The organism is Ketobacter sp. GenoA1, from assembly GCF_003671475.1.
Taxonomy (GTDB): Bacteria; Pseudomonadota; Gammaproteobacteria; order Pseudomonadales; family Ketobacteraceae; genus Ketobacter.
This window is the reverse complement of the sequence record NZ_RCHM01000044.1, coordinates 235,839-252,753: the sequence shown is the minus strand read 5'-3', so window position 1 is coordinate 252,753 and position 16,915 is coordinate 235,839. Positions and strand designations below refer to the sequence as shown.

The 16,915-nt window shown below is 55.9% G+C and carries 19 protein-coding genes; 4 read left to right on the top strand and 15 right to left on the bottom strand.

All coding sequences use genetic code 11. The annotated features are described in order from the left end of the window. Window positions 1–382 precede the first annotated feature (382 nt). Window positions 383–1,303, top strand: a complete 921-nt coding sequence (locus D9N13_RS20410) for a glucosaminidase domain-containing protein (protein ID WP_290593801.1) — start codon at window positions 383–385, stop codon at window positions 1,301–1,303. Beyond that, a complete protein-coding gene (gene dtd, locus D9N13_RS20405; protein ID WP_290593799.1) occupies window positions 1,300–1,737 on the top strand; it encodes a D-aminoacyl-tRNA deacylase in 438 nt (145 codons plus the stop codon). Before D9N13_RS20410 ends, dtd begins: the two co-directional genes overlap by 4 nt. Here dtd and D9N13_RS20400 read toward each other — a convergent pair. The 11 genes from D9N13_RS20400 to ubiE all read right to left on the bottom strand — a co-directional run bounded on the left by D9N13_RS20400 (window position 1,715) and on the right by ubiE (window position 10,054). Further along, window positions 1,715–2,503 carry a metal ABC transporter permease gene (locus D9N13_RS20400; protein ID WP_290593797.1) on the bottom strand — a complete coding sequence of 263 codons (789 nt, stop codon included), beginning with the start codon at window positions 2,501–2,503 and terminating at the stop codon, window positions 1,715–1,717. The genes dtd and D9N13_RS20400 overlap by 23 nt on opposite strands. 3 nt (window positions 2,504–2,506) lie before the next feature. Then, a complete protein-coding gene (locus D9N13_RS20395; RefSeq protein ID WP_290593795.1) occupies window positions 2,507–3,415 on the bottom strand; it encodes a metal ABC transporter substrate-binding protein in 909 nt (302 codons plus the stop codon). A 10-nt stretch (window positions 3,416–3,425) separates the two neighbouring features. Then, the gene (locus D9N13_RS20390) at window positions 3,426–4,664 is read right to left on the bottom strand and encodes a hypothetical protein (protein WP_290593793.1); all 1,239 of its coding nucleotides are present in this window, start codon (window positions 4,662–4,664) and stop codon (window positions 3,426–3,428) included. Window positions 4,665–4,717: 53 nt separating this feature from the next. Continuing rightward, window positions 4,718–5,002, bottom strand: coding sequence for a hypothetical protein (locus D9N13_RS20385; RefSeq protein WP_290593791.1), 285 nt, complete (start codon window positions 5,000–5,002; stop codon window positions 4,718–4,720). Window positions 5,003–5,079: 77 nt separating this feature from the next. Next, a complete protein-coding gene (gene tatC, locus D9N13_RS20380; RefSeq protein WP_290593790.1) occupies window positions 5,080–5,871 on the bottom strand; it encodes a twin-arginine translocase subunit TatC in 792 nt (263 codons plus the stop codon). Beyond that, the gene (tatB, locus tag D9N13_RS20375; RefSeq protein ID WP_290593789.1) at window positions 5,868–6,326 is read right to left on the bottom strand and encodes a Sec-independent protein translocase protein TatB; all 459 of its coding nucleotides are present in this window, start codon (window positions 6,324–6,326) and stop codon (window positions 5,868–5,870) included. Before tatB ends, tatC begins: the two co-directional genes overlap by 4 nt. Window positions 6,327–6,345: 19 nt before the next feature. Next, on the bottom strand, window positions 6,346–6,582 hold the full coding sequence (gene tatA, locus D9N13_RS20370; protein WP_290593787.1) for a Sec-independent protein translocase subunit TatA: 237 nt from the start codon (window positions 6,580–6,582) through the stop codon (window positions 6,346–6,348). Window positions 6,583–6,597: 15 nt separating this feature from the next. Then, window positions 6,598–6,927 (bottom strand): phosphoribosyl-ATP diphosphatase, encoded by a 330-nt coding sequence (locus D9N13_RS20365; RefSeq protein WP_290593785.1) that lies wholly within the window; start codon window positions 6,925–6,927, stop codon window positions 6,598–6,600. A gap of 63 nt (window positions 6,928–6,990) precedes the next feature. Next, on the bottom strand, window positions 6,991–8,646 hold the full coding sequence (gene ubiB, locus D9N13_RS20360) for a 2-polyprenylphenol 6-hydroxylase (protein ID WP_290593783.1): 1,656 nt from the start codon (window positions 8,644–8,646) through the stop codon (window positions 6,991–6,993). Further along, a complete protein-coding gene (locus D9N13_RS20355) occupies window positions 8,643–9,305 on the bottom strand; it encodes an SCP2 domain-containing protein (RefSeq protein WP_290593781.1) in 663 nt (220 codons plus the stop codon). Before D9N13_RS20355 ends, ubiB begins: the two co-directional genes overlap by 4 nt. Next, the gene (ubiE, locus tag D9N13_RS20350; protein ID WP_290593779.1) at window positions 9,305–10,054 is read right to left on the bottom strand and encodes a bifunctional demethylmenaquinone methyltransferase/2-methoxy-6-polyprenyl-1,4-benzoquinol methylase UbiE; all 750 of its coding nucleotides are present in this window, start codon (window positions 10,052–10,054) and stop codon (window positions 9,305–9,307) included. The genes D9N13_RS20355 and ubiE overlap by 1 nt, the downstream gene beginning before the upstream one ends. 272 nt (window positions 10,055–10,326) lie before the next feature. Between ubiE and D9N13_RS20345 the strand changes: the two genes are divergently transcribed. Then, the gene (locus tag D9N13_RS20345; protein ID WP_290593777.1) at window positions 10,327–11,571 is read left to right on the top strand and encodes an ABC1 kinase family protein; all 1,245 of its coding nucleotides are present in this window, start codon (window positions 10,327–10,329) and stop codon (window positions 11,569–11,571) included. A 16-nt stretch (window positions 11,572–11,587) separates the two neighbouring features. On the opposite strand, the gene D9N13_RS20340 is transcribed toward D9N13_RS20345, so the two are convergent. The 4 genes from D9N13_RS20340 to D9N13_RS20325 form a co-directional block, all read right to left on the bottom strand. Next, the gene (locus tag D9N13_RS20340) at window positions 11,588–12,886 is read right to left on the bottom strand and encodes an acyltransferase family protein (protein WP_290593775.1); all 1,299 of its coding nucleotides are present in this window, start codon (window positions 12,884–12,886) and stop codon (window positions 11,588–11,590) included. A gap of 118 nt (window positions 12,887–13,004) precedes the next feature. Beyond that, entirely contained in the window at window positions 13,005–13,847 is an 843-nt protein-coding gene (locus D9N13_RS20335) for a hypothetical protein (protein ID WP_290593773.1), read from the bottom strand. Between the two features lie 5 nt (window positions 13,848–13,852). Next, window positions 13,853–14,476, bottom strand: coding sequence for a hypothetical protein (locus D9N13_RS20330; RefSeq protein ID WP_290593771.1), 624 nt, complete (start codon window positions 14,474–14,476; stop codon window positions 13,853–13,855). Continuing rightward, window positions 14,473–16,143 carry a cytochrome P450 gene (locus D9N13_RS20325; protein ID WP_290593769.1) on the bottom strand — a complete coding sequence of 557 codons (1,671 nt, stop codon included), beginning with the start codon at window positions 16,141–16,143 and terminating at the stop codon, window positions 14,473–14,475. Before D9N13_RS20325 ends, D9N13_RS20330 begins: the two co-directional genes overlap by 4 nt. A gap of 159 nt (window positions 16,144–16,302) precedes the next feature. On the opposite strand from D9N13_RS20325, the gene D9N13_RS20320 reads away from it, so the two are divergent. Continuing rightward, window positions 16,303–16,914: a TetR/AcrR family transcriptional regulator gene (locus D9N13_RS20320; protein ID WP_290593767.1), complete on the top strand. Its 612-nt coding sequence runs from the start codon at window positions 16,303–16,305 to the stop codon at window positions 16,912–16,914. Window position 16,915: the final 1 nt, after the last annotated feature.

Genomic DNA, 16,915 nt, shown 5'->3' with positions numbered 1-16,915 from the left:
TGAGACTTACGTCTAGACAGCCGATGGAATCCAAGTTTCAAAACAAGTAGACACATTGTTCGCAAATATATGGTGTTTTGAATATTTTTTTAAGTCAGAAGAGTGAAGTTGCTCTTGATAGAGAGAATGTGGCAAGGGTTGCCGGCTAGGGTTGCCTGTCTTTTATGCGCTTCTGTCTATAGCGCTGAACGAGCCTGAAGTCATGTAACCCGCAGTAAACCTGATGAGCTTGGTCACTTACTTCCACGGCATCTCTGTTCGAAAGCGGTTAGGCCGACCAGATCCTTGGTGCTCATGACCATTGCCGCCCCGCTTGATTATTGTCTCTTTATTCTTATACGCTCTGCATCCAGATCTAAATCCCTGGATGGATGCCAAATCAATGAAACTGATTGCCCGAACCCTGTTGTGTTTATTGTTGATTCCATTGTGGACGGTTGGCTCGTTCGCCAATCAACCTGGCTGGGATCATGTCACCTTCACCAAGCCTGATGACGTGGTGGCGTATTTTCACAGCATTAATTATTCCGTTGCCAATTGGCAGCAGGGGGATCGCAGTGTGCCCCGTGTGTATCTGACCCATATTCCGGACCATTGGCGCGATCATTACGCCGGAGCGGTCTCCACCGAAAACAAAAAGAAATATTTCTTCTTTATGCTGACGCCCATGGTGCTGCGGGCCAATGAGACCATCGCCCGTCAGCGTGCGTTTGTGGAGGCCATGCAGCAAACCCGGGCCTGGGCAGAACAGGATAGGAAGCACCTGCAGGATATCGCCGCGGAATACGCTGTGACGGCACCCCAATCCGCTGGGGATGCGGCTGCGTTTAACACGTTGCTGCGGCGGGTGGATGTGGTACCGGCCTCGCTGGCCATGGCCCAGGCGGCCATTGAAAGTGGTTGGGGTACCTCGCGTTTTGCCAGCGAAGGCAACGCTCTGTTTGGTCAGTGGACCTGGGGTGACGACGCCATCGCTCCGCAGCGGGTGCGCACAGAACTGGGCAACTATGGTATTCGCAGTTTCAAAACCCCCTTTGAATCCATCGCGGCCTATATGCATAACCTGAATACACATCCTGCCTACAAGGCCTTGCGCCGGATGCGGGCACAGGCGCGTCAACAGCAGCAGCCGTTGTCCGGTAAAGCGCTGGCGGCCGGTTTGGAGAAGTATTCGGAACGGGGCGAGGCGTATGTGAAGGAAATCCGCAGGTTGATTCGGGTGAACCGCCTGACGGAAGTGGATAAGGCCTATTTGCGTGATGGCCGGGCCACGGTGCTGCAGCCGGTGGAGGAAGGCCTGTGAAAGGATTAATTCAGCGGGTCAGTTCCGCGTCGGTGGCGGTGGCCGGCGACATCGTTGGTGAAATTGATGCCGGTATACTGTTGTTGCTGGGGGTGGAAAGCACCGATGGGCGGGCCAGTGCCGACAAGTTACTGCATAAGGTGGTGAACTATCGAATCTTTGCCGACGCGGAAGGCAGAATGAACCGCTCCCTGCTGGACTGCGGTGGCGGGTTGTTGGTGGTGTCGCAGTTCACCCTGGTGGCGGACACCGCCAAGGGCATGCGCCCGGGGTTTTCCGCCGGTGCCTCACCGCAATTGGGGCGCGAATTGTACGAGTATTTTGTGGCGCAGGCCGTGACCAAACTGCCCCGGGTTGAATGCGGGCAGTTTGGCGCGGACATGCAGGTGAGCCTGGTGAACGATGGCCCGGTTACGTTTTTACTGCAGGTGTAGTGTCTTCCTGCCCCTGCTGTTGCCCAAGGCCATGGCTGATCACCAGATACAGAAGGGCAACGATGGCCAGGCACCAGACGATCATGGGGGCGGCGGGTAGATCCCAAAGCAGAGACGCGAACAGGCCAAGTCCGTAGGCCAGCGCACCCAGCATAAGCGCAATGGTCATACCTAAGCGGGGGCTGCCTACGGTTGCCAGTGCGGGGATTACCAGGCTCGCGAACACCAGATAAACCCCCACCAGTTGCACACTGGCGGTAATGATGACGGCAAACAGGAGGTAAAATACCTGCTTGTTGTAACGCTTCTTCAGTGTCAGCCACAGCAAGGTTGCGGGAACCAATACCAGCGCGGAGGTGAGCGCCTGCCCGTAGGTAACCCATAGGATCTGGCCGGAGAGCAGTTCTTGCAGCGCTTCACCACCATGGGGATCCCCCGCCAGCAGCAACAATCCCAGCGAGGCAGCCAACACAAACAGCACGCCTATTAAGGGTTCCTGGTAGCGACCCAGTCGTTGCTCTGTGAAGGTCAGTAGCAAGGCGCCGCCAATGGCGGTGCCGGCGGCGACAAGTTGCTGTCCGATGGGGCTTGCGATATCCAGGAGTTGAGCCAGCAGCAGGCCGACGCCGGCGATCTGGGCGATTGCGAGGTCGATGAAAATAATACCGCGCTTCACCACCTCGGTGCCCAATGGTACATGACTGAACACCACGATGAGCCCGGCCACAAAGGCCGGGCCAATGAGGGCTATATCCTGCCACTGCATGGTTCAGTGATCCGCTGTCTGTGCATGGGCCTGCAGCAGCAGGGACAGGGTACGATCAAACAACGCCGGCAGGGTAGCGCTGTGTTCATCAGCCCCCACGGTGAATGGGAGTACCACCACCGGAACCTGCAGCTTATCTGCCAGCCAACGGGCGGCTTTATCGTTCTGATAGGCCGACAGCATGATCAGTTGCGGAGGTTGTTGAGACAACGTGTTCAGCAATCGCTTCTGGTCAGCGGCACTGGGGGGAATGCCCGGCTTGGGTTCAATGGTGGCCACCTGGTTTAGTGCCAGCCAATCGTTAAAGTAAATCCAGTCTTCGTGTTGCACCACCACCTGTGCTCCCTGCAATGGGGTAGCCCTGGATTCCCACGCGGCCATTCTCCTTTGCCATTCGCTTGCAAAGGCGTCGATTCGATCCCGGTATTGGGGCTCGCCCTCCGGGTCCAGCTCCATGAGGCGTTGGGCCAGGGCCCGGGCGATGGTAAGCAAGCGTCTTGGATCAAGGTGTACATGTGGGTTGCCGGCGGCGTGCACGTCCCCTTGAGTGCGATCCAGGGTGGTGGGGATGGCCAATCTTTCCACCACCATGGCGGCTTCAAAATAACCCGGTTGATTGGTTTGTACCTTGGGGTTGCCCGAGCGTCGTAACAACAATGGTAGCCAGCCGACTTCCAGTTCAGCTCCGGTGCATACCACCAGGTCTGCATTGCGCATCCTGGCGATCAACGAGGGCCTGGCTTCAATGTGATGGGGGGCCTGCAGCGCATTGGTTGCTGCAAATACGCTTACTCTGCTGCCGCCCAGTTGCCTGGTGAGTTCAGCCCACTCAGGCTCACAGGCAAACACCGCCAGTTCGGCGCGGCACAGTAGCGGGAACAATAGTGCTATCAGGAATGTGAGTGTTTTCATTTTGCTCTCCTTAATAGCGGTGGGCGCCGTGGCTGCCCAGGCTCATGGTATATTGCAACACCCAGAGATCATCGCGCCCTTCATCCCAATCCCGGTGATTGTATTGCAGACGAATACGGGAGAACTCACTGGGGCTGTAGGCCAGCATGGCACTGTTGCGGGTTATGGTTGCATCGCTGCCCAACTCGGTTTCTTCCAGGAACTCCTCCATGTCAATGCCGGTGGCTTCCAGTTCAGTGAAGTCATTGTCCGGTTTCACCTCGTCATAGCGCAGCCCGGTTTGCCATTGGCGATGAAAGCGATATACCGCCTGCACATAGTAACCGGATTGCTTGCCTTCGTAGTCGGCTATCAGGCTGTTGGTATCTTCGATAAAGTTGCTGGTGGCCGACTCTTTACGTTGCAAGTACTCGGCGCTCAGCACCAGCTGCTGGTGCCGGGGCTGTCCTGCGGGCGCCCATTTGAATACGGCATCCATACCGACGATATCGACGTCGCCGTCTTCCATGATCAGCTCGGCACTGTCTGTACTTTCTTCTTCATGGGCATGTCCTTCGCTGCTGCGCTCGGCAAAGCGGGTACTGTAAGCGGAAGCACCCAGTTGCCAGCTGGCGGTGGTGCCCAGATCATCCCCCAATTTGATGAACAGGGATTTACCCTCGTTGCCGTCATTTTCGCCCCCGGGGAAGCGGGCGCCACGGGTCCACTCCACTCCAAGTTCCAGAAAAATTCGGGTGGGTGCCAGCCAGCGGGCCTGCACACCGTCGTCGTAGAGAGTCTTGCCGAACAGTGCGGTATAGATCAGCGGTGCATCATAGAAGGACCAGGCATGTTCATGCTGGCTGTTGAGATAACCAATACTGGAGAGGAAGCGCCCGAATTTGACGGTGGCACCGTACCCCAGGCCCAGGGTTTCCAGGTAGGCTTCTTCCAGTTCCACTTCGGTGTCGCCATCGTGTTCGGCGATGGCGACACTGGCACTCCCGTAAAATTGATCGTCTACGTTAGCGCTCAGGGTCAGCTCCGAATGACCCAGGCTGAATCCTTCGGCGGGCAGTTCTGATTCCGGCCCCATCTGGAAGCCGGGCAATTCAAACGTATCGTGATACTGGGCATAGCGGCCATCCAGGATCAGGCTGATGGCGGGGTTGAATTCATTGCCACTGACGTAACCGGTTTGGGCGGAAACCAGCGGGCAGGTAAGTACAGGTGCCAATACCAACAGGCAGGCACGACGACAGGTGAGCATAATTTACTCCTGATTAAATATAAGAATGTGGTAGAGAATGTAAGGTGGACTAATCAGGCGTAGGGCGGGGCTCGGGCCAACTGCGGGCGATGGTTGCTGGCAAACCATGGCACCAGCGCCGGTGGGAAAAACTCCAGAGAGGGGGGAGCAATGGATGGAACGATCTGAAGGGCCGCCACCAGGGCGGGACTGTGGTGTGCCAGTTGCAGGTCATCACACAGCTGAGTGCCGTCGTGAAGCCAATGGGTTGCTTCGTGCGCAATGACCTGTAGCTGACTCAACTGGAGCCAGCCCAACAGGATCAGCAGGGCGGAATTGCGCAGTAATTTAATCAGCATGCAATACAGTGACAATAACCGGTTGGTGTTTACGAAATTGACGTTATGGTAACGCGGGGCCGTCGCGGCAACAACACTTAAGAATCGCTTTTGTCCAGTTGCCCGGTGGTAGCTGCCTCTGTTTCTTTTGGGCCGCGCTTGATCAGGCGCCCAATCAACAATCCCATCTCAAACAGCAGCCACATGGGCACTGCCAGCATGGATTGAGAGAACGGATCCGGTGGAGTCAGCAACATGCCGAAAACAAAACAGAAGAGAATCACGTAAGGCCGCTTGGAGGCCAGATCCTTCACCGTGGTAACCCCGGACAGGATCAACAGCATGGTTGCAATGGGGATTTCAAAGGCCAGGCCGAATGCAAAGAACAGTTTCAGGGCGATGGTCAGGTACTGGGCGATATCCGGTGTAACGGTGACGTTCTCCGGGCTGGCCATGACAAAGAAATTCATAATCAGGGGGAAGATAACGAAGTGCGCGAAGGCAATACCGGAGTAGAACAGCAACACGCTGAGCACCAGTAAGGGCAGAGCGAATTTGCGCTCATGGGCATACAGGCCGGGGGCGATGAAACGCCAGATCTGCCCCAGAATCACCGGCATGGCCAGAAAGAACGCCACCACCAGCGTTAATTTGAATGGCGCAAAGAAGGTAGAGGTAACGTCGGTGGCGATCATGGTGGTGCCTTCGGGTAATTGATCCCGAATGGGTTTGGCCACCAGCTCGTAAATGTCGTTGGCGAAGTAAATCAGGCTCATAAACACGATCAGAATAGCCAGCAGCGATTTCATAACCCGATCCCGCAGTTCGACCAAATGGCCGATCAGGGTCAGGTTGGCTTCCGGTTCTGCACTGGGTTTCTGTCTGCTCATGCTTTGGGGGATTCTTTGTTGGCCGCAGGTTCAGGGGAAGATTCAGGGGCAGGGTCCGGCATGGGCTCTGCTTCGTTTTCCGGTACAGTGGGATTGTGCCGGGTATCCGGATCGTCGTCTTCCCGGGCAGGCAGGCTGCCGCCGATACTGTTGTCCATAGGCTGGCTGCTGGTTGCCGGGGTCGGATCCGGATTTTCTACCTGTTGCTTGAGATCCTGCAACGATTGGCGGGCATCATCCAGGCCGGTTTCCTCCATCTGTTGCTTGAGGCGCTCTTGCATTTCATGCAGGTTCACCTCGCGCTCGAACTCTTCCCGCACGCTGGTAACCGCCCGCCGAATTTTACCCAGATAGGCACTGCCCATTCGGACCGCGTGGGGCAGGCGTTCAGGGCCCAACACCAACAGGCCGACAATACCCAGCAGAACCAGCTCAAAAAAGCCTATGTCGAACATGCGTTTTCCTCAGGGACGATCAGGCCTGGTCTTTCTTTTTCTCAGCGGTTGAGTCGATGACGTCGCCTTCTTTTTGCTGCTCGTTGAGTTTGGCTTGTTCTTCTTTTTTCTCTTCTTCACTCATGGCTTTTTTGAAGCCCTTGATGGCGCCACCCAGGTCACCACCCAGATTGCGCAGTCGCTTGGTGCCGAAGATCAAAAGGATGATCGCCAGGACGATTAACAGTTGCCAGATTCCAATACCACCAAAACCCATTGGGTTACTCCCGTTTTATTTGTTTCTGTTCGCTTTTTCCACCAGCCCTGACAAATCAAAGCGGCGTTCCAATTCTTGTAAAACATCAGCCGAGGACAGGTCCAGCTTGTGCAGCATCACCAGCGTGTGAAACCAAAGGTCGGCGGTTTCGTAGATGACGTCATCATAGTGTTTGCTGGATTCCGCATCTTTGGCCGCCAGCAGGGTTTCCGTCGCCTCTTCGCCCACTTTCTCCAGAATCTTGTTCAGGCCCTTGTGGTAGAGGCTGGCCACATAGGAGCTGTCTGCCTGGGCCTGCTTGCGTTCGGTGAGCACCTTGTCCAGTGCGGCTAATGTGTCATTCATAAAACATTATATGAGAACAATGTGACAAGCATGCAACTTGTTCCTCATCCTGGTTAAAAATTATCAGTTATTTCCGTGGCCACGCAAACGGGTCAAAAGCAGGGTTACACCAATGGTGCCGCTGATCCAGGCCCCTGCCGGTATGTGCTGCCAGTCCGGCAGCCACTGCGGATTCAGGCCCCAACTCACCCCGGCACCTAGCCCAATTAGCCCCAACAGGGTAATGATGCGGTCCCGGCGCAGCTGCCCCAGGTGCCGTTCTTCCACCTGGCGCAGCAGTTGCTGCTGGTTTTCACTCAGTTTACGCATTTCCTGCAGTGCATCCCATGCCAATTTTGGAATATGGGGGATTTGTTCAATCAGGGCCGGGGCATTGCGTTTCACGGTCTGCATGATGGCGCTGGGGCCGATTTGGTCACGAATCCATTGTTCCAGCAGGGGGCGGCCGATTTCCCAGATATCCAGTTCAGGGTACAGTTGGCGGCCCAGGCCTTCCACGTGAATCAGGGTCTTTTCCAACAACACAAACTGCGGTAATGCCTGCATTTCAAAGCGGCGGGCAGTCTGGAACAGGCGGATCAGCACCGGGCCGAATTCGATTTCGTGCAGGGGCCGTTCCAGCACCGGTTCCAGCACGGTGCGCAGGGCATTCTGGAACTCGTGGATCTTGGTGTGAGCCGGAACCCAACCCGCTTCCACCAACAGAATGGCAATCTGCTCGTAATCCTTGTCCAGCAGCGCCATCAGCTGCCGCGCCAGCAGAAAGCGCTCTTCTTTATTCAGGGTGCCGACGATGGCGCAATCCAGTGACAGGTACTGTGGGTTTTGCGGATCGCTCAGATTCACCAGTACGTTGCCGGGATGCATGTCAGCGTGGAAAAAGTTATCCCGGAAGACCTGGGTGAAGAAGATCTCCACGCCGATTTCAGACAGGTGTTCCATGCTGACACCGGCTTTCAGCATGGCCGCGGTGTCGGATACCGGCACCCCATACACCCGTTCCATGGTCAACACCTTGGAGGTGCTCAGATGCCAATGGATTTCAGGCACATAGAGCAGCGGGGAGCCTTCGAAGTTGCGCCGGAACTGGGCGCCGTTGGCGGCTTCCTGACCCAGGTCCAGCTCCCCCAACAGGATGTGGCGATAATCCTTGACCACCTGTACCGGGTGGAAGCGTTTGGTTTCCGGCGCCAGGTGTTGCAGCCAGCGGGCACCGGTGAGCAGCAGGGCGAGATCTCGCTCCACAATCTTTTCAATGCCGGGGCGAATCACTTTCACCACGATCTCGCGGCCATCCGTCAAGGTGCCGGCATGCACCTGGGCAACGGAGGCCGAGGCCAGGGGGGTGTGGCTCAGGGAGCCATACAGGTCCCCGACGGCGCCCTTCAGCTCCCGCTCAATGATATTGATGGCTTCCTGTTCGCCAAAGGGGGGCACGTTGTCCTGCAGGTTGGCCAGATCGGCAATGGCCTCTTCCGGCAGCAGGTCGTGGCGGGTGGAGAGTAACTGGCCGAATTTGATGAAGACCGGGCCCAGTTGTTCCATGGCTTGACGTGCCCGCGCCCACGGATGAGCCGCGGTGGATGCCGTCCAGGCGGCAGGGTGCAGGCGGATCAGCCATTTCAGCGGCGTACTGGCGGCGTGGTCGGGCAGCAGTTCATCCAGGCGGTAGCGGGCCAGCAGGGTGAAGATGGTGAACAGTCGGGCTAGGCGTCTCAAGATTCAGGCTCGTGGTTTGTGGCAGTGGGGTTCAGGGATTGATGCAGCCGTTGAATACGGGCCTGCAGGCGATCGGTATCCGCCCGCAGGTCTTCCACATCGCGCTGGAAGCGCTGGAATTTACGGGGGCTCAACACCCATTCTTTTTCTTCCGCCAGCAGGTGGCGGGATTGATTGAGTACCGTGCTGGCGGTGGTGCGCAACCAACCGAATCCCACCCGGGCCAGATCGCTGATCTGGTGTGCCGCCACATCGCCGATCAGGTCCCCGAGAACGCTTTCCAGATCCAGGTCCAGATCACGGATCACCTGCAGAAACTGTTGTGCCAGTTGTTGATCCCCTTCCACTTCAATGCCCAGTTGCATGAGCTCAGCAGGGCCGATGTCGGGGCTGCCGATTTGACGCAGCAGGGCCACGGCAGGCCCGCGAACGGTGACGTCTGCGGCGGTTTCCCAGTGGTTCTGAAAGCTGAGGCTGCGCTTGCCCACCACCATTAACAGAGGAAAATGCGGGCGTTGCAGTTCAATGGCCAGTGATTTCCCTTTCAATTTGGTCAATTGCAGGCGTGTCACCGGCGCGTAGTACAGGGCGCGATTGGCGGCCCGCTCCAATTGCTCGGTGAGAAAGGCTGGAATCAGGGACTGGCGGTGGGTATCCATCAGTACTTGAAGCCCCGGTGCAGGGCCACCACGCCGCCGGTGAGGTTGTGGTAATCCACCCGGTCCAGGCCGGCCTTGCGCATCATGTGCTTGAGGGTTTTCTGGTCCGGGTGCATGCGGATGGATTCCGCCAGGTAGCGGTAGCTGTCCGCATCGTTGGTGACCAGCTTGCCGAGCAGGGGCAGCACGCTGAAGGAGTAGCGATCATAGACCTTCTCAAAGCCCGGGTTGGTGGGTTTGGAGAACTCCAGTACCAGCAGACGACCGCCGGGTTTCAGTACCCGGGTCATGGATTCCAGCGCCTTCTGCTTGTCGGTGACGTTGCGCAGGCCAAAGGCGATGGTGATGCAATCGAAAGTGTTGTCGGCAAAGGGCAGGCATTCCGCATTGGCCTGGATGTACTCGATGTTGCCGGCGTAGCCGTGATCCAGCAGTTTGTCGCGGCCCACACTGAGCATGGAGGAGTTGATGTCCGACAGCACCACCTTGCCTTCATCGCCCACAATGCGGGAGAACTTCATGGTGAGATCCCCCGTGCCTCCGGCCAGATCCAGTATGCTTTGCCCGGGGCGGGCGCCACTCATTTCGATGGTATACCGCTTCCACAGGCGGTGTATGCCCATGGACATCAGATCGTTCATGATGTCGTATTTGGCTGCCACGGAGTGAAACACTTCGCCTACATACCTTTGTTTTTTCTCGATCGGGACGTTTTTAAAGCCGAAATGGGTGGTTTTTTCGTTGGACATCAGGGGCCTCCAAGTGCGGAGGCTATCTTCGCGGATTAGGGCGCCGGAAGCAAGACTGCCGCGCCGCCCGGAGCCGGCCGCACTGGCTGATTTATCAGTAATATGGGCGATTTGGCCCGGGTGACGGGGGTGGTTGTTTGAGTCACAAATGGTGACCATTCCGGCGTGGTAAATTACAGTACAATCGGTATATTCGAGCGATGGCATAATAATAACGAGATATCGACCAGGCATTGGCTCGATACGGAAACAGCAGATAACGAGTTGGCCGCATGTTGAACGAACTATTTGATACCGTGAACTCCGTGGTAACCGGGGGAGAACGCTACCTGAGCGCAACGCGGGTGGGGATTGAGATCGAGCAATCCTACCGTGCCTACCGCAATCAGGCCGGGGAGTTGTCTCCCCTGGAGCAGCGCAAGTTGCTGGCGCAGACCCACCACAAGGGCGCCCGCAAACTCACTCAGCTGTTTCATGATAACGGTGCCATCTGGGTCAAGTTCGGCCAGTTTTTGAGTTCCCGCTCCGATATTCTGCCCATGCAGTATGTGGCGGAGCTGGAAAAACTGCAGGATGACGCCAAGCCGGTTTCGTTCCGCCGCATTGACGAAGTGCTGACCCGCGAGTGGGGTTCCGAATGGCGCCAGCAGTTTGCGGAATTCAATGAGCAGGCGGTGGCCGCCGCTTCGGTGGCCCAGGTGCATAAAGCGGTATTGAAGACCGGCGAGCCGGTGGCTGTGAAGGTGCAACTGCCCCATGCCCGCAAGCTGTTCCGGCAGGATTCCATGGTATTCAAGGCGCTGGGTACGTTTGGTGCGCCGTTGATCAGTCAGTTCGATCTCAAGCAGGTGATGGAGCAGATTATTACCATGACCATGCAGGAGCTGGATTTTCTCACCGAAGAATCCAATTTACGCAAGTTCTCCGCCTTACCCCATGCGGATCTGATCTATGTACCCCGGATGTATGAGCAGCTCAGCACCAGTCGGGTATTGGTAACAGAATGGATTGATGGCATGCGGCTCACCGACTATCTCAACCGGCACCCGACCGGGGCGGAAAATCTGCTGCGCGAGCTGCTCAGTTGTTATGTGCAGCAGATCACCAGTTTTGGTATCTATCATGCCGATCCCCATCCCGGTAATTTTCTGGTGATGCAGGATGGGCGGGTTGCGGTACTGGATTACGGCGCCATTGGCGAACTGACCCCGGATGAAACCCGGCACTATGCCACCTTGTTGCAGGTGCTGTTTGGCCGTATTCAATCGGATCAGCCCCTGGGGGAGCTGTTCCGCAAGGCCGGGTTTGTGGCCAAGGATCAGGGTGTGTTTGAGGAAGTGGCGGAACTGGTGCTCAAGGAAAACCTGCGCCGGCACGAAGCCACCGACATCCTGGGGATTGCCCTGGATAAGATGCGTGATCTGAAAGTGACGATTCCGGATTCCTTTGTCTCACTGGCGCGAGTGGTACTGACCTTCGGTGGACTGCTGAAAACCTATAAGATCGCGGTGGACTGAAGCCGGTGTTGAGGGTCTACGCAGTGGCCGCAACCTTGGCCGTGCCGCCGGCTGCCGCCGCCGCGGGCTTGCGCAGATTGATAAACGGCCGCTCAATCAGGGTGTAGGTCAGCAGGCTGACCGGCACGGTAACCAGCACCAATCCCACAAACATCAATAGAAACCAGTGATGCTGCATCAGGGGCGCCGGGCCCGGGCTGTGCTTCAGTATGTTTACCGTCATCAATACCAACGGTACCGCCAACATGTAATGAAACAGGTACATGGAATAGGAAAGCTGGGCAAAGGGATACCAGAGGCGGGCACTGAAAAAACGATTCACCAGTTTCCCCGTTGTGCCGGGTGCCGAGCACAATACAATCATCCAGCAGGTGGCCATGCCGAACAGGTTCCGATCCAGGATCAGGTTCAGCCGTGCCAGATGCAGTGATTCCCCCAGCCACTGTTTGTTGCCGTTGAGCATGACGCCACTGATCATCACTACAAGCGCCAGTACGGTGAGCCCTGTGCTGAGCAGGCGGCGGGACAGTACCTGCTGCAGCCACCGTGCTCGGTAGACGGTCAGGTAAGCCAGAATGACACCGCAGATCAAGGTGCCGAAACGGGTGTGCAGGTTTACATAGAGGGTGTCGAAATAATGAATGATATTATCTTTTCCGGAAAAGAGCCGGTGGTAGGGTTGATGCCACAGCTGTGCATCGTTGCTGGCAACCAGCCCGATAATGATGAACGAGAGCAGGAATAATCCCAGCAGCACGCCAAGGGCATGTCGGAACGGCAGTATCAACAGACTAAGCAGCAAGGGCAGGACGATATAGAACTGTTCTTCCACCGCCAGGGTCCAGGTCCAGGGCATGGACATGGATTCCAGGGGCAGGAAATTATTCACGTACAGCACGTTGGCCCACAGTGTCTGTGAATAGTCGGGCCCCGCCAGAAAATAAAATACAACCATGGCAAACAGGTAGACCGGCGTGAGGCGCAGATAGCGGCGCCAATAGAATGCTTTCAAATCCAGCCGTTGCGTTTGATTGTATTCGCGGAACAGCATGCGCCCGATAAGGAAACCACTGATAACAAAAAACACATCGACGGATTTATCCAGCCCCCAGATCCAGGACAGGAGCAAGGGTGTCTGCTCCACAAATAAAGTAAAGGTGTCTTCCGGTACAAACAGGTGAAGCAGGAAAAAACTGTGGTAGAGCATGATGCCCAGGCAGCTGAGGGCCCGCAGGCCATCAATATAGGCAATGTTATTGCTCGGCCGAACAAAGACGCTCGACAGATTGCGTTTGAATGATGCGCACCACACCATAACCCCAAGCCCCAAATTGAAATAGTTAGAATGTTATCAGTTTATGGGGGCGTGGATAGGGGCAGCAAGCGTGGTTAACTGGCTAATGCTGACAAAGTTTTTGTTTGTTGCGCCAATTCTACAGGCTGTTTACCTGATGGGCGCAGATCTCAAGCAGATAAAACACCAGCATACTGGCACTGAGCCCGGCAGCGCTAACCTGCAGCAACGACCAGGGTTTAGTTTTGCTTTCATCCATAAAATAGAAAATGGGAAAGCTGGCAATAAAGTAGGTGGCATAGATCAATGAACCGAAGGCCAGCATGGCCTCCATGTTTTCGTAGTAAAAACTGGTGGCCATCATGGGGTTGGCCATGGCCTTGGTTTCCAGCCAGGCCCAGGTGTAGCCCACCAATAATGTCAGTGGCAGAAACAACAGTGGTTTGAACGGCAGGCCGGAATTCATCAACCGCCGCAGCACCATAACGGCGGTGGTGTGATAAGTCATGAAATACGCGTGTGTATACAGATACATGATCACCGGTACGGATTTTTCATTATGTCCAACCAGGGCAGGGTCCAGGGTGGTGGTGGCGTTGGGGAATTGGTAGACCATCCCCAGCACATCAAAAAAATATTCCGAGCCGAAATAGTTACCAAAGATACTGAATAGGCCGATGTACAGATTGGCTTTGAACCAGTAGCTCTTGTGCCAGCGTTTACCGAGGCGCGCAGACGGGTAGAGCAGCGCGGGCAGAATCCAGAGTGGCAGGGCGACCGAGAGCGAGTGCAATAACAGGGCGCCATCACTGAATGTGCCCTGCCAGCCGGTCACCATCATCAGCCCCATGGACAGCATCCAGACCGGGCTGTAGGCCAGAAAGAACTTTTCCGCCCAGGCGCGATCCGAATTGGGGGAGAGCCAGAGCGACAAGTTGGAGCCGGGTGTGATGCTATCCAGCGTGGCAGGGGGTGATGTCATGGTGATTACCTGCCGGTCATGGCGATGCGCACCATGGCGGAAAAATTGCGGAATTTTTGCCAGCGAGACAGATCCGGTCGCAGTTTACGGTGGCCCGGCAGTAACTCACCTTGCGCCTGGCGGTGGATTTTTTCTTTGACGACGGGTTCCAGTAGCCCCGCGCCAGCCAGCTCGAAAAACATCGCCTTGGCGTTACCAAGATCAAAAAAATCACGCTGCCATTTCCATTGATAGTTGCCGGCGTATTCAAACCAGGAACCGCCTATGCCGGCAATTTCATAATCGCTGCCATCAGGCCGCTTGTAGGGCGCCCGCTGTTTCCAGAAGCCAATAACCGTGCCGCGTTTTTCATCGATGATGATGTCGTGATAGGGGTATTGCCATTGTTCAAAACCGCGCATCTGATAACCCAGTGCAATATCGCAGATTTCCTGGCGGCCGTGGGCGATAAACTCTTCGTTGGGGCCGATATTCCAGCCGTATTCGGCATCTTCGGTATACATCGGGCCCAGATATTTGGTCCAGTTGCCTTCTTGTTCGGCGTCACGGTTGGCTTGCAGCCAGCGTTCCACCATGTCTTCCAGTTCTTGCCGGGTGCAGGCGGGAATATTGGTTTCTTGGGCGGTCATGACGGAGTTCCTTCGTGGTGGTTGAGTTCAATGCGGATGGCCTGGTTGGGGCAGTTTCGCACGGCCTGTTGCGCTTGCTCCAAATTCTGCATCAAGGGTGTAGAGTCGAGTACCTGCAGTTCGTTGTTGGCGTCCACCTGAAACAGATGTGGTGCTTCCCCCATGCACATGGCGTGTCCCTGGCACAGTTGAGTGTCCACATGAATGCGGAAACGTTCTGCAGGCCGGTGCGGCTGCGGGCAGGATATGCTGGCGCTGTGGCTGTGCGTTGCGTGGGCGCTGTGGGCAGGGCGCACCGTGCGGCGCTGATAACGTATACGGCAGGGGGATTTTGGTTGCACGATCATTTCACCGTAATCATCCACATAAGTGTCTGGCGGATTCACCAGTTCAAAATCATAACGCCGTAGAAGCACGGCAAAGATCGCCTTGATCTGAAACATGGCAAAGGCATTGCCGGAACATTTGTGTTTGCCGCCGCCAAAGGGTTGGTAGGCCATCAGGTTTTTGTCTTCTGCCCGTGCTTCGGCATAGCGATCGGGGTCGAACTGTTCCGGGTTGGTAAACAGGTGCTGCATACGGTGGGTGACCGGTGGGCTGGCCCAGACCATATCACCGGCCCGAATTACATAATCCTTGAACGGCATATCCTCAGTTACCTGCCGCATCAGGACAATCAATGGCGGATGCAGGCGCAGTACCTCTTTCAATGTGTTTTCCAGTTTGGGGACTTCGCGCAGGCGCTGGAAGGTGACCTCACCATCGGCCCCGAACAGGGTGTCCAGTTCCTCGCGCACCTCTTGCAGTATCTGGGGATGCTTCAGCAGCTCCAGTAACACCCAGGCGGCGGTTCCGGAACTGGTGTGGTGGCCGGCGAAGATGGCCGCCACCAGGATACCGGTGATCTCGTCGCTGCTGAGTTTGCTGCCATCATCATAATGGGTGTCGATCAGCATCTGGAACATGTCAGTGGGTTTGTCGGTTTGTCGTTCACGTTTTTGCACGATGCCTTTCACCAGCTCATGCAGTTTGCGACGGGCCTGATCCCGTTTGCGGAAGGAGGGCAGTGGCAGGTTTGGAAAGCTGTAGGCCAGGGCGTTCACCCCTTTTTCCAGATCATGGTAAATGGCCGCGAATTCATCGGTCAGTTCATAGCGGAATTCTTTGCCCAGCAGGCAGTGGCTGGCGGTGTTGATGGTGAGCTGCTTCATGGCGGCCACCAGGTCCACTTCACCCTCATCGCCCCACTGCTGTGAAAGATCCTCGATCTCCATCAGGATTTTGTCGGCGTGGTTGCGCATGGCTTCACCACGCAGCGCCGGCATCAGCATGCGCAGCTGCTGGTTCTTACGATCGATGGGTGCGTCAAATACGATGCCTTCGCCAAAGATAGGGGTCATCAACTTGTAGGCGGCCGATTGGTCCAGTTGCTTGTCACTGGAGCGATAAAACAGTTTGCTGGCGTCATCACCGGTCAGCAGAATCATGCGTTGGTTGAAAATTCTGAACTGCGCTATTTCACCCAGGGTATCCGAAACCCGCTTCATGAACAGAAACGGATTGCGCGCGAAAGGGATGATGTGGCCCAGCAGAGGCAGCCCGCCCCGCATCCCGGGGGGCTCCTTGCCGGCTAAGTGATTGTTATTGAACGCTTCAGCATTTGCCATCGGTTCATACTCCCTTATTGATTGTTGTGGTGGGGGTAAGGCGCCGCTCCCTCGATTTTTTGATACTAAACGACTTTACATATTGTGTATAGATGTAAAGTGTGTAGAATCGGATTTTATCGAATGCCAGCAGTCAATGATCAGCAGTAAGGTGGAATCATGAAGCCAGCCAAAAACCACAACATCGATACCCAGGGGCGCATCGTGGAGGCCGCAGTGCAGTGTGTTAAACGCTGGGGTATTGAGAAGGTGACATTGAACGACATTGCCAAGGAGGCAGGGGTTACCCGGCCCACGGTGTACAGCTACTTCAGTAACCGGGATGAAGTGGTGCAATTTGCGTTATTGCAATCAGCCTATGGTTTTGCCCAGAAGTTGTTGCGCCACATTGAGCGTTATGAATCGGTGGAGTGCCGGGTCATTGAAGCCATGATGTTTTCCCTTAAGCGTCTGCCCCATGAGCCCTCATTGGAGCTGATGTCCGATTCCGGGCTGGCCAACATCATGAACGAGCATGCCCTGCGGACCAAAGAGGGCAATGATATTCGGCGTTCCATTTTTAAGCTGATTTTCAAAGGTATGAATGTGGATGACGATGAACTGGACGAAATAGTGGAAGTCACTTCACGCTTTCTGTTGTCGTTGTTGACGATAAAAAGCGAGAAAAAACGCAGTGATGCTGAAATGCGGGCTTTCCTCTGTCGGCGCCTGTTGCCGGCGTTGGGTTTGACGCCCTCCGCGGCCACCATAGCGAAATTGGTAAAAGGATAAT

Coding starts and splice junctions, on each gene's coding strand:
- D9N13_RS20320 (WP_290593767.1), top strand. CDS start 16,303: ATGAAGCCAGCCAAAAACCACAACATCGATACCCAGGGGCGCATCGTG.
- D9N13_RS20410 (WP_290593801.1), top strand. CDS start 383: ATGAAACTGATTGCCCGAACCCTGTTGTGTTTATTGTTGATTCCATTG.
- D9N13_RS20345 (WP_290593777.1), top strand. CDS start 10,327: ATGTTGAACGAACTATTTGATACCGTGAACTCCGTGGTAACCGGGGGA.
- D9N13_RS20355 (WP_290593781.1), bottom strand. CDS start 9,305: ATGGATACCCACCGCCAGTCCCTGATTCCAGCCTTTCTCACCGAGCAA.
- tatC (WP_290593790.1), bottom strand. CDS start 5,871: ATGAGCAGACAGAAACCCAGTGCAGAACCGGAAGCCAACCTGACCCTG.
- D9N13_RS20390 (WP_290593793.1), bottom strand. CDS start 4,664: ATGCTCACCTGTCGTCGTGCCTGCCTGTTGGTATTGGCACCTGTACTT.
- tatA (WP_290593787.1), bottom strand. CDS start 6,582: ATGGGTTTTGGTGGTATTGGAATCTGGCAACTGTTAATCGTCCTGGCG.
- D9N13_RS20395 (WP_290593795.1), bottom strand. CDS start 3,415: ATGAAAACACTCACATTCCTGATAGCACTATTGTTCCCGCTACTGTGC.
- D9N13_RS20400 (WP_290593797.1), bottom strand. CDS start 2,503: ATGCAGTGGCAGGATATAGCCCTCATTGGCCCGGCCTTTGTGGCCGGG.
- ubiE (WP_290593779.1), bottom strand. CDS start 10,054: ATGTCCAACGAAAAAACCACCCATTTCGGCTTTAAAAACGTCCCGATC.
- D9N13_RS20365 (WP_290593785.1), bottom strand. CDS start 6,927: ATGAATGACACATTAGCCGCACTGGACAAGGTGCTCACCGAACGCAAG.
- tatB (WP_290593789.1), bottom strand. CDS start 6,326: ATGTTCGACATAGGCTTTTTTGAGCTGGTTCTGCTGGGTATTGTCGGC.
- D9N13_RS20335 (WP_290593773.1), bottom strand. CDS start 13,847: ATGACATCACCCCCTGCCACGCTGGATAGCATCACACCCGGCTCCAAC.
- D9N13_RS20340 (WP_290593775.1), bottom strand. CDS start 12,886: ATGGTGTGGTGCGCATCATTCAAACGCAATCTGTCGAGCGTCTTTGTT.
- D9N13_RS20325 (WP_290593769.1), bottom strand. CDS start 16,143: ATGGCAAATGCTGAAGCGTTCAATAACAATCACTTAGCCGGCAAGGAG.
- D9N13_RS20330 (WP_290593771.1), bottom strand. CDS start 14,476: ATGACCGCCCAAGAAACCAATATTCCCGCCTGCACCCGGCAAGAACTG.
- D9N13_RS20385 (WP_290593791.1), bottom strand. CDS start 5,002: ATGCTGATTAAATTACTGCGCAATTCCGCCCTGCTGATCCTGTTGGGC.